A 10,509-nucleotide genomic window follows, 5' to 3' on the forward strand; every position below is an offset into this window, starting at 1 on the left:
TTGGTAGGGGGACTTAGATTATCAATAGGTAATTGAACGCTTTTATATTGTATACGCAGTAAACTATGTATACGCAGTAAACTATGTATACGCAGTAAACTATGTATACACCGTTTACAGAGTATACATAGTTTATCACCTTATTCCTCTAGTTTGCTTTTTCTTGTTTTCTCTATCAAATTCTTTCTTGAAACTACTATCTAATCCCTTTTCTCTTGAGATATTAGATATGTTGTCAGCTAACTCTTTAAATACTTCTTTAAAGGCTTTAAAATCGCTTATACGGTCTTTTAAGAATCTTTTAGTAGATTGGTATATTAACTTAATTTCTTCTTTTAAATCGCCAATCTGGCTCTTTAAAGAAGTGTTTTCTTCATATAAATTATTATATCTTTTAACAAGATCATTATAATCATCAATATCTTTATCATTTTTATCTATCTGATCTTTTAATTCATTTTTTAGCTCTTTGTTTTCCTGGTAAACATCAGTTTCTAAAATAGCTTCTAATTTTCCTTCTGCTTGTTTTCCTTTATTGACTTCTTGCCTTAATTTTAAATAGTCTTTTTCAGATAAAACTATGTTGCCAGTCCATTGTCTAACTGTTTTAGTTTTAGTTATTCCAAATAGAGATTTCTCATCAGTTTCAATCTCCACATCTTCCATTTCTTTTATTGGTGTTATATCAATTTCTTTATCAATTTTATTTTCTTTTGTATAGGCCATTAATTCATCTTTTTTTATTTGTAATTCTTTTTTTATTTCTCTTTCTTCTTCTTTTATTTTTTTAAATTCTGGAACAGTTAAATTTTTTCTTTCAGATCCTTTTTGTCCTCTTTCAATTTCAAATTGAAAATCTTGTAAGTACTTAGGCAATTCTTCTTGAACATCACGAAGAGCTTGTCGATTAAAAACTCTCTTAGCACTTAATTTATTATCTTTATCAAAGGGAACAATACCCATATGCATATGTGGAGTGCTTTCATCTAAATGAACAGTTGCATATCGAATATTTTTCTCTCCAAATTTTTCAGCAAAATAATCTTTTGACCTTTCAAAAAAATTCTCTATTTCACTTTCAGTTAGATTATCAAAAAAATCTTTATCACTTGAAATAATCCATTCATTAACTAAAACTGCATCTTTTCTAACTGCCCTTGTCGTTGATTTATTTTCATTAATAAAATTTTCAATATCAGTTTTATAATTTTGAGTACGATCTACTAAATCATAATTCAGTTTTGAAAGAGAAGTATCGATATCAGGATTTGAATGATTTTTTGTTTTTCTTTGATTATGGTTTCCAATTCCTACTAAATTTTCAGCTTTCATTTTTTGCATTCTAGCAACAATCATTGACATAAAAAACAACCCCTTTCTTGCTTTGTACGGACACACCTTCCAAGTAAAGTATAACCCACTATACTTATTTACTACGTTTCATAAGTCATTAATGCGTGTGCTCTGCGAGGCTAGTTTTTGTGCAAGCACAAAAAATGGACTGAACAAGTCAGCCCATAAATTCAAAACCTAAACCCAAGCAACCAAAAATGTGGTTGCTAATAAAATTAATTCTCATAATTATTACGAATAAAATTCTCAATATTTTTTTCGTAATTTGGATAGTTATAATTTCCTAAACAACTTACTTTATTTGAATAATATTTAAATAATTCACAACAAAGCTTAAAAGATTGGTATGTCTTTCTATATCCATTCATCTCAAAAGTAGCTAAAAACATATTGAATTCTTTATCAGTTAAATATTTGTTTATAAACTTATAATTCTTTCCTAAACTAAAATCAAAACCCCTATTAAAGCCAATATACCAAGAAATCATTCTTAATAATTCAGGACGTAAAATATTATTGAAATGATCTAAAGCAAATAATATTTCTCTTCTAAAAACACCCTTTGCTACATACGTTGAGACACTCCAAAACTCATTACAGCAATCATAAAATTCTCGTTCTGTTGGTTTTTTTAACCAATAATTTGAGTCATCTGGAACAATTTCTTGAATTACTAAATTATCTTTATCAACTAAAATTTTTACAAGACCATCAGAATCACTAAAATAACGATTTAAATCTTTTAAATTAATTAATGTAATATCCATTTTTATGCCATCTTTAAAATACATTATATAACTGTAACCATAATCTAAATCAGGTGGGAATAATTCCATATCTTCTGGTTTCTGTATAAACAATAATTCTCCAAATAAACTTAACCAACTTTCTTCATGTGTGAAACACTCAATATCTGATACGAAAAAAGCAAAATCATAATCTTGAAACTTATCTTTTTTTATATTTTCATTAGTTCTTGAACCCTCGAGAGCAATAATTTTTACATTGCTTCGTTGATAAGCAAATTCAGAAACTAAATTTAAAATTTCTTTTTCAGTCCTCATTGTTTTTTCACTCCCAAAATCTAAATTCACGCTGCCAAAAATCAATCTGCTTTTGCAATTGTTTTTCGTTTTCTCGTAAAGTCAATTTCATTATTTCAGTTAAATCAATTGGAGATATTTCTTTGATTATTTTTTTATATTTATATTTAGTTCTCTTATTCAATTCTCCCCATTTGCCTTCTTCATGAATTAACATGTAAACCATTGCTTGTTCATTTAATTTTTCTGGCGAAGTCCAATCTGGTTTCAAGATATGTAAATCATTAAAACAATCATTCCAATAATCCACCATATCTCTTTTAAGTTCAATTTCTACACGCCATAAGTGTTCAGACATAACTTCAACATCTGCATTGTCTTTACGTTCTTGCTTTTTATTGTAAATTCTAATAAATCTATTGCTATCTCTCACACCAAAATACTTTGTTTCTGGTTTACCATTGCGACCGTAAAAAATAGTTTTCTTACCTGCTAATAACTTGGTAAAAAGCACCCGACGATTACAGATAGAGAAATACATGGATAGCTTTACAGACAAAGAACTATCCTTAATGGAATCTTTAGCCAGCGGTATCAACGAAGCAAGAAACATCGAAGACTAATTAAAAGAATCCATACATAACGGAAAGAGCCGATAAAATGAGATTGTATTAATCTCATTTTATCGGCTCTGCGTCTTTGCGTCTGGCTCTGTAATCACAGTTACTTTGAACTGCTTTATTTCAATTAAATTTTCTTGTCTGCATTTCGGACAATAGAGGGGGAATTTTTTTAATTCAGTATCTTCCCTTATCTTTAATCGTGTTTTATTTCCACATACAGGACACAATATCCACTTGTAGTTTATAATAACTATCTCCTCCTTTACACTTTAATTCAAATCTTTATTAAAAAATATTTCATCTTATTTAACAAGAAACCATATTTATATAACAACATAAAATACACTAAGTTATTTTATTGAACATATATCGTACTTTATCTATCCGACTATTTGGACGACGGGGCTGGCAAACAGGTTCGCCAGTGGTAACCTGATATCCTTTTAGCTCTGCTAAACAAACACTAAGCCCATTTGTAAAAAAAGTTAAATCATTGCGATAATCTTGAATACATCGAGCAGGAATTTCTCCAATAATAATGACCTCATTATTTTTCAGTTGAGTATTTACGATATTTGCACAATATTTGGGAGCATCGTTATATGCCCGTGAAAGATATTCCTGTGGTGCATAAACTTTAAAACTAAGATATGGCTCTAACAATTCTGTTCCAGCTTTTCTAAAGGCTTGCTCCAGTACAATAGGAGTAAGCATCCGAAAATCTGCTGGAGTACTAACAGGGCTATAGTATAAACCGTACTTAAAACAGATTTTACAATCCGTCACATTCCAACCATATAATCCTTGTTCGCAACCATAGCGTATCCCTTCCATAACTGCATTTTGAAATGATTGATTTAAGTATCCAAGAGAAACCGAGCTCTCATACTGCATTCCACTTCCCAACGGAAGCGGTGATACAGATAAACCAATGGAAGCCCAGAAAGGATTTGGCGGCACTTCGATGTGAATGGTATATTCTGCATTTTTTAACGGTCTCTCCATATAAATGACTGTAGGCTCTTTTAGTTCTATCTCCACATGATACTTTTCTTGCAACAGTGCACTAATCACTTCCATTTGTACTTTCCCTAAGAAAGAAAGTATAATTTCATGTGTCGTAGAATCCACGTAATATCGTAGAAGCGGATCACTATCTGAGATTTCCAAAAGGGCATCAAGCAACATTTCTCTCTGTTCAGGTTTACTCGGTTCAACAGTTGTTTGTAGTAGAGGGTGCGGATTTTCAATCTTTTTTCTCTGTGGCAATAGTTTTGTATCTCCAAGAACACTATTTAACTTCAAAAACTCATTTTGCAAAATAACAATTTCTCCAGAATAAGCTCTATCAATCTTACATAATTCACCATTTATTGAAGTATACATTTCTGTAACTTTTATTTTTTCTTTTTCTGATACTCTAACCGAATCTCGTAAATGTAGTACTCCACTATAAAGGCGTATATATGCAAGACGTTGTCTTTTTTTTGTATATTCAATTTTGAAAACATTTCCGCAAAGTTCAGACGGACCTCGATGTGTTGATGAATAAAATTTATTAGTAATAACTTCTATAAGGTTATCAATCCCTATATTACTTTTTGCACTTCCATGATAAAGAGGGAACAGAGAACAATTCTGAAATCTTATGCTTTCCTCTTGTTCGAGTTCCAATGCTTCTAATGATTTACCGGACATATATTTCTCTAAAAGGTCATCGTTTCCCTCTATTACCGTATCCCATTGTTCAGATTCGGTAAAGTTCGTCACACACATATTAGGATACAGTTCTACCTTCTGTTTGATTACAATTTCGGCAGAAAGTTTCTCTTTAATATCCTGATAAACCGTTGATAAATCAATTCCATTTTGGTCAATCTTATTGATAAAAAAGATTGTGGGAATCCCCATTTTCCTAAGTGCATGAAATAATATACGAGTTTGTGCTTGTACGCCATCTTTTGCAGAAATCAGTAGAATTGCCCCATCTAAAACTGATAATGAACGATATACTTCTGCTAAGAAATCCATATGTCCTGGCGTGTCTATGATGTTCACCTTCGTATTTTCCCACTGAAAAGAGGTTATTCCTGTCTGAATTGTAATTCCTCTCTGACGTTCTAAAAGCGTATTATCCGTCCTCGTTGTACCTTTGTCCACGATTCCTAATTCTGTAATCGCTCCACTGTTATATAATAAGCTTTCTGTTAAGGTAGTTTTTCCTGCATCAACATGAGCTAAAACTCCAATATTAATAATTTTCATGTGATTTTCCTCCATTCAAAAACCCAAAAGGGCATAAAAATCCCAGTGATAAATACTTTTATCACTGGGATTTTTATGCATAACCATAGGTATACAAAGCATACAGATATTCTCTGGATACTTTAGAATCACATGATAAAGGTATTCTTAAACTGGGTACAAAAAACTAAGCCCTCCTAAAAAAGGACATCTAATTATTTGTTCCCGCTATCAAATTGACAGTTTATTTAAGAATACCTTGCCGCATATTTATTAACTCCTTTTAAATAGTCACTTAAATAATAGCACGTAAGAGCATATTTGTAAAGGAATCTCCAATTTTTTATCAAAGAGAGTACGTGATTACAAAATAGCTGTAATAATGTACCAATATTTGTTATTCGGTGCATCTTCCAAGTAAAGTATAACACACTATACCTTACCTTCGTAAGGTGTGTGCTCTGCGAGGCTAAAAGCGTTCGGCTTACAGCCGAGACAAGTGGGAAACCGTCCACTTGTAAAAGCGTGAAGTGCGTCGGCTGATTGGTCAGCCGATCAACCTTCTTTTCGCTGGACGTTGTCCGTGTTCGCTCCAAAAGTTTGGTTGATCTTCATGCGGCCTCGTTGGCTCGGCGCGTGAAAGACAACAGTGCATAAAAAAGCCCCCTTCGACTAACGTCAGGGGGCGAGTTTTTTATTTCAAGAATTAAACCAACGGCTAAAGAAGCCTTTTTTCGCTTCTTTTTCCTCAAAAGCTTCTAATTTCTTTTCAGTTTCTTTGGTTTCTTCTAGTTGGAGGTGTTGTATTTGCTGATTGGTTTGTAAAGTTAATTGTTGCTGCTGATCGAGTAACTTTTGCATCTGTTCAATTTGTTCATCTTTTTTAGCTAATTGTCCTTCTAAAATCTCAATCATCTTGATATCACTTTTGCTATCACTGCTATCAGATGTGCTATCAAAGATAGCATCAAGAATAAATTGATTCATTGAAACATCTTTTTCTTGTGCCAATTTCTTAACCTGATCTCTCTCAGTATCAGTGGTTCTTATGATTATTTGTACACGATTTCCTGTCAAACATCCCACCATCCTAGTAATAATTAGTGATATCGCCGTGCTATCTACAAGATATCACACTGATATCTTGATAGAAACTATTTATGAAAAAAATTTCACAACTACAATTAAAGTATACATATAGCAGTGTCATTCATTAGTCTTCATTTAATTTTTGATATTTTTTCATAAGTTCAGCCACACATTCAGACTCTGTCATAGTACGCCAATCAAATTCATAAGCCTCCATGACTACTTTCTCCTTTTTCATACCCTCGTCCTTTCCACGTTTTAGAAAAACTTTTTGCAGCTTGTCTCTGTTTTACATGTTCTAACATCTTTTCACCTCATATAATTTCTAATATTAAAGTTTTAGACTTCCATAAAGATCATTAATATCGTCTTGCTGTATGCCTAAATAGCGTTTAGTGACCGTTAAATTACTGTGATTTAATGTTTCCATAATAATTGCTGGATTAAAACCTTTTTTCCATGCGTGATAGCCCCAAGTTTTTCTTAGGCTATGTGTACCGACATTATCTTTAATGCCGACAGCTATCGCTGCATTTTTCAAAATATTCAAGGCTTGCTGCCGAGAGAGGGGCTTCTGGGCTCCTTCTCGCGACTGAAAGAGGTAGTCGTCCATGGAATAGCCGTCTAAGCTCCCTAGAAGTTCTTCTAGTGCCCGTTGACTGGGCTTATTGAGCTGAATTCGGCGTTCTTTCTTGGTTTTTCCTTCTAAAAGCCGAATTTCTTTAAACTTTCCGTTTTCATCGACAACATCGCGCCATGCTAACGCTAGTAAATCGGTAATGCGTAAAGCAACATTTATTCCGACCACAAATAAGGCATGATCGCGTAAGCTTTTCCCTTTTAGATAACTTTTCATCGTTTGAATTTTCTGTTCATCGCGAATCGGATCGACACTAATCATCTGCTTTCCTCTTTTCTCTCGATTTTACATAAGATTAGTATACCAAACACTAAGACAAACTGAAATGTTGGCATAAAAAAAGGCGCAAGCGAAAAAGCTGCTTGCGCCTTGCTGTAAAAGCATTTTGGTTCTTTTGTTGAGTTTGTCATACTTAGCATTTTGACAAACTCATAAAAACAATCTTTCTATACTTTCTATTTTGAAATATCTTCAACAAATGCTATTTTATTACCGTCTGGATCTATTACTTCGAACATCTTAATAATTTCTGGATATTCAATAACTTCGCTATGTTCTATATCATTCTTATCACACAAGTTACTTTGCATTTCGATATTATTTACACTAATAATAACAGTTGCTTTACCTATTCGGTCTGGATTAGTGGTATCAACGGTTACCTGTATCCACCCATTCTCTGAAATCTGCCATTCAGCTACACCTTCCATCGGAACAAAATCCGCATCACGTCCTAGTAACTTTTTGTACCACTCGAGAGCTTTTTCTTGGTCGTTGACTTGCAAAACTGCAAATACACTATTCATATTTGACTTTGACATAAAATCTCCTTCTTTCTTTTTTGGGTCTGAGATAACTTGAATCTTTTTTAGCTAAACTAGTTTATTTATTAATTATACCCTAACTTTGGAATCATTAATTTAATATAATTAGCTATTATTTCTCAGTTTGTCTAAATTCTTAATGTGACAAACTCAGTTTCTGCTTTATAAATACATGAAATTACATAGAATAATGTATCTAGAATCTTTAGATAATAAGGTTATTTTTTCATTTTTTGATATTTTAAATTATGTATCTTCAAATCCTTTTGGAGCTCTATTTCAACAGAGCTCGTTGGTCCATTTTCTTCAGGAGCTTCTACATATAAAAGTTTATTAAATCCTACAGAAAGCCAAAATTTCAAACCCAAATAATTTGAACCAGAAACTAGTAATTCAGACGTTAAAAAACCTTTATCCAAATATTGTTTATCTAATGTTTGAATAGCTAATTTTCCTAAACCGAGCTTTCTATGTTTTTCCCTAATATACAGGTGTAAAATATAGATATTAGTTTTTGACTCTTCCCATACCCACAGATAGCCAATTAATTGATCCAAATAATAAATGCTCAAGCATTTTGTTAACTCTTTTGGAATACTTGGAATTATTGTTTGGATATCTATCAAAGGCGGTAAAGGGTCTCTACCCTCTACCTGATTAAAATAAGGCCTGGCTTCTTCAAAAATATTATTTAGTTCTTGCTGTTCTTTTTTTATTGAACTAGAAAGTCTGATTATATTCATACTGTTTTCCTTTCTCATTAATACATGAATTTGGATAAAATCGTGTATGAAGAACCTTATTAGATTAAGGTTCTTTTTTGTGTTCCCCTTGAAATACACGATTATGCTTGAATGGGAAGGTTACCAGGTATTAATTTTCCTCTCTTTTCGCGTGTATTCGAGCTAGTCTTTCTTTCATTTCGTCCTGTATTTCTTTAGAAAGCATGGTTTCCTTCGGTTGAACATAGTCCTTTTTTGCCCAATCAGGAAGGTTTTCCTTACGAACCGTTTTACCTGAACGATTAGGTTTCTTATCGTATTTTCCGTCTACCCATTCCTCTTTATTTTTCTTTTTACCTTTTGATATGTATTTTCTCATTTTAAAAACCTCCTTTATTTAATATATTTATATACTGTAGTTCTACTAATATTTAAAGCTCTAGCTATTTCAGTTGGAGAATGATCAGGATTATCTTCTAAATATTCCCTAACAAGACTCTCTTTTGAAGGTCTACCTACTTCTACTTCTCCCATCTCTTTAAGTAATTCTAATTGTCCTCTTGCAAGTTTTAAATGTTGATCTTGTTTTCTATAATTTCTTTTATTTTTTTCAATCGAAATATCAGTTAACTTTACAATATCATCAATCGTAAAATTATAATATTGTCTGTCATAGGTTTCTAAAGCTGATTTAATATCATCTTCTTCTAAAGGATTAGAATGTTCTATTTCCTTTAATTCATCAAAAATTTTATACATATCTTCTCGAACTTCACTTTTTGGAATATTACACTTTACAGCATAAATTGCCATACACATTAAATAAAAATAACGATGTCCACCTTTAACTTTATAAGACTGTCTTAACCACCAATCATAAAGATCTCTCTTTATATCCCATCTTTTAGCTCTCTTATCTCCTTGAACAATTACTCTCTCATACCACTCAGGAAACTTCTCTTCTGCTTCTTCTAAACTATATTGAGTTGGTCTAAATCGCTTATTTATATCTACTCTATTTTTTTCTTCATCTGCATAAGAATTAATATAATCTAAAGTAACTCTCTCTCCAGTTTTAAAAGCCTTTACTGGTAAGTCATATTTATCATTTCTAGAACCAACCATTCTAAAACCTTGATTGATTGACTGATACTGTATCTGTTTTTCTTGAGAAGTTGCCTTATACTCCCACATTTTAAAGGTTAAATCATACTTTAACTGCTTCATTTGAAGCTTAATATTTGGATATAAAACAATAGGTTCTTTAAATACATAGTAAATATGGAGACCTGTACCACTCATTACAATAAAAGTCGGCTGAGGAAGCGTTCTAAGCCCTGGTTTTTTACCTATTCTTGAAAATAAATTCGTTAATTCATTTTTACCTACTGCATCAAGGTCAAAAACCAAAGCATTCATCTGTTGAGCATACTCTAACCGATTTACACGACCTCTATAAGCTAAGCCTGAACATAAAGTCATAGGATTATTCTCTACATAATCTTTATAATCTTCTTTCCAGGTATCATTAAGCATTATTCTTCTTCTTAACTTTCTTTCTGTACCTTCATCTTTAGGATCCTTATATAAATAAATAGCATTAGGTTTAGAATAATCTCCCGACATTTCTCCTTCATCTTGATTATTAGGAAATATATATTTATAAAATTCTTCCCCTTCTATTTCTTGGTAATGAAAAGCTAATAGCTCTTCTACTTCCCTATAATTCTTCTTCTTATTCTTTATATTATTACTCATATAAATCACCCCTTTTAAAACAATACCCCTAAAGACTACTAGGGGGACTTAGATTATCAATAGATAATTGAACACTTTTAGTATATCACATAAATCACTCTTTTAAAACCATACCCTAAAGATTGGTAGGGGGACTTAGATTATCAATAGGTAATTGAACGCTTTTATATTGTATACGCAGTAAACTATGTATACGCAGTAAACTATGTATAC

At 32.0% G+C, this 10,509-nt stretch carries 11 protein-coding genes and 2 pseudogenes; 1 reads left to right on the plus strand and 12 read right to left on the minus strand.

Annotated elements, in window-relative coordinates:
- Positions 1 to 135 precede the first annotated feature (135 nt).
- From mobV to LQ598_RS13405, 3 genes and pseudogenes are all read right to left on the minus strand, one after another.
- Complete coding sequence (gene mobV, locus LQ598_RS13395) at positions 136 to 1,362, minus strand: MobV family relaxase (RefSeq protein WP_239745695.1); 1,227 nt, start codon at positions 1,360 to 1,362, stop codon at positions 136 to 138.
- A gap of 206 nt (positions 1,363 to 1,568) precedes the next feature.
- Positions 1,569 to 2,417, minus strand: a complete 849-nt coding sequence (gene str, locus LQ598_RS13400) for a streptomycin adenylyltransferase Str (protein WP_010711054.1) — start codon at positions 2,415 to 2,417, stop codon at positions 1,569 to 1,571.
- A gap of 7 nt (positions 2,418 to 2,424) precedes the next feature.
- Positions 2,425 to 2,943, minus strand: a pseudogene (locus LQ598_RS13405) (replication initiation factor domain-containing protein); the annotation flags it as partial.
- Between LQ598_RS13405 and LQ598_RS13410 the strand changes: the two are divergent.
- Positions 2,879 to 3,019, plus strand: a pseudogene (locus LQ598_RS13410) (XRE family transcriptional regulator); the annotation flags it as partial. The pseudogenes LQ598_RS13405 and LQ598_RS13410 sit on opposite strands and share 65 nt — an antisense overlap.
- A gap of 59 nt (positions 3,020 to 3,078) precedes the next feature.
- Here the strand turns inward: LQ598_RS13410 and LQ598_RS13415 are convergent.
- From LQ598_RS13415 to LQ598_RS13455, 9 genes are all read right to left on the minus strand, one after another.
- On the minus strand, positions 3,079 to 3,246 hold the full coding sequence (locus tag LQ598_RS13415; RefSeq protein ID WP_000336323.1) for a cysteine-rich KTR domain-containing protein: 168 nt from the start codon (positions 3,244 to 3,246) through the stop codon (positions 3,079 to 3,081).
- A gap of 118 nt (positions 3,247 to 3,364) precedes the next feature.
- Complete coding sequence (tet(M), locus tag LQ598_RS13420; protein ID WP_239745697.1) at positions 3,365 to 5,284, minus strand: tetracycline resistance ribosomal protection protein Tet(M); 1,920 nt, start codon at positions 5,282 to 5,284, stop codon at positions 3,365 to 3,367.
- Positions 5,285 to 5,299: 15 nt separating this feature from the next.
- Positions 5,300 to 5,386: a tetracycline resistance determinant leader peptide gene (locus tag LQ598_RS13425; protein ID WP_011058339.1), complete on the minus strand. Its 87-nt coding sequence runs from the start codon at positions 5,384 to 5,386 to the stop codon at positions 5,300 to 5,302.
- Positions 5,387 to 5,962: 576 nt separating this feature from the next.
- On the minus strand, positions 5,963 to 6,340 hold the full coding sequence (locus tag LQ598_RS13430; protein ID WP_239745698.1) for a DUF536 domain-containing protein: 378 nt from the start codon (positions 6,338 to 6,340) through the stop codon (positions 5,963 to 5,965).
- Between the two features lie 343 nt (positions 6,341 to 6,683).
- A complete protein-coding gene (locus LQ598_RS13435) occupies positions 6,684 to 7,253 on the minus strand; it encodes a tyrosine-type recombinase/integrase (RefSeq protein ID WP_239745699.1) in 570 nt (189 codons plus the stop codon).
- 194 nt (positions 7,254 to 7,447) lie between these two features.
- Positions 7,448 to 7,813 (minus strand): VOC family protein, encoded by a 366-nt coding sequence (locus LQ598_RS13440; protein WP_239745700.1) that lies wholly within the window; start codon positions 7,811 to 7,813, stop codon positions 7,448 to 7,450.
- Positions 7,814 to 8,034: 221 nt separating this feature from the next.
- Entirely contained in the window at positions 8,035 to 8,559 is a 525-nt protein-coding gene (locus tag LQ598_RS13445) for a GNAT family N-acetyltransferase (protein ID WP_239745701.1), read from the minus strand.
- 130 nt (positions 8,560 to 8,689) lie between these two features.
- The gene (locus LQ598_RS13450; RefSeq protein WP_239745702.1) at positions 8,690 to 8,917 is read right to left on the minus strand and encodes a hypothetical protein; all 228 of its coding nucleotides are present in this window, start codon (positions 8,915 to 8,917) and stop codon (positions 8,690 to 8,692) included.
- A 14-nt stretch (positions 8,918 to 8,931) separates the two neighbouring features.
- Positions 8,932 to 10,296, minus strand: coding sequence for an HTH domain-containing protein (locus LQ598_RS13455; RefSeq protein ID WP_239745703.1), 1,365 nt, complete (start codon positions 10,294 to 10,296; stop codon positions 8,932 to 8,934).
- Positions 10,297 to 10,509 lie beyond the last annotated feature (213 nt).

Source organism: Mammaliicoccus sp. F-M27 (assembly GCF_022387115.1).
Classification (GTDB): Bacteria; Bacillota; Bacilli; order Staphylococcales; family Staphylococcaceae; genus Mammaliicoccus; species Mammaliicoccus vitulinus.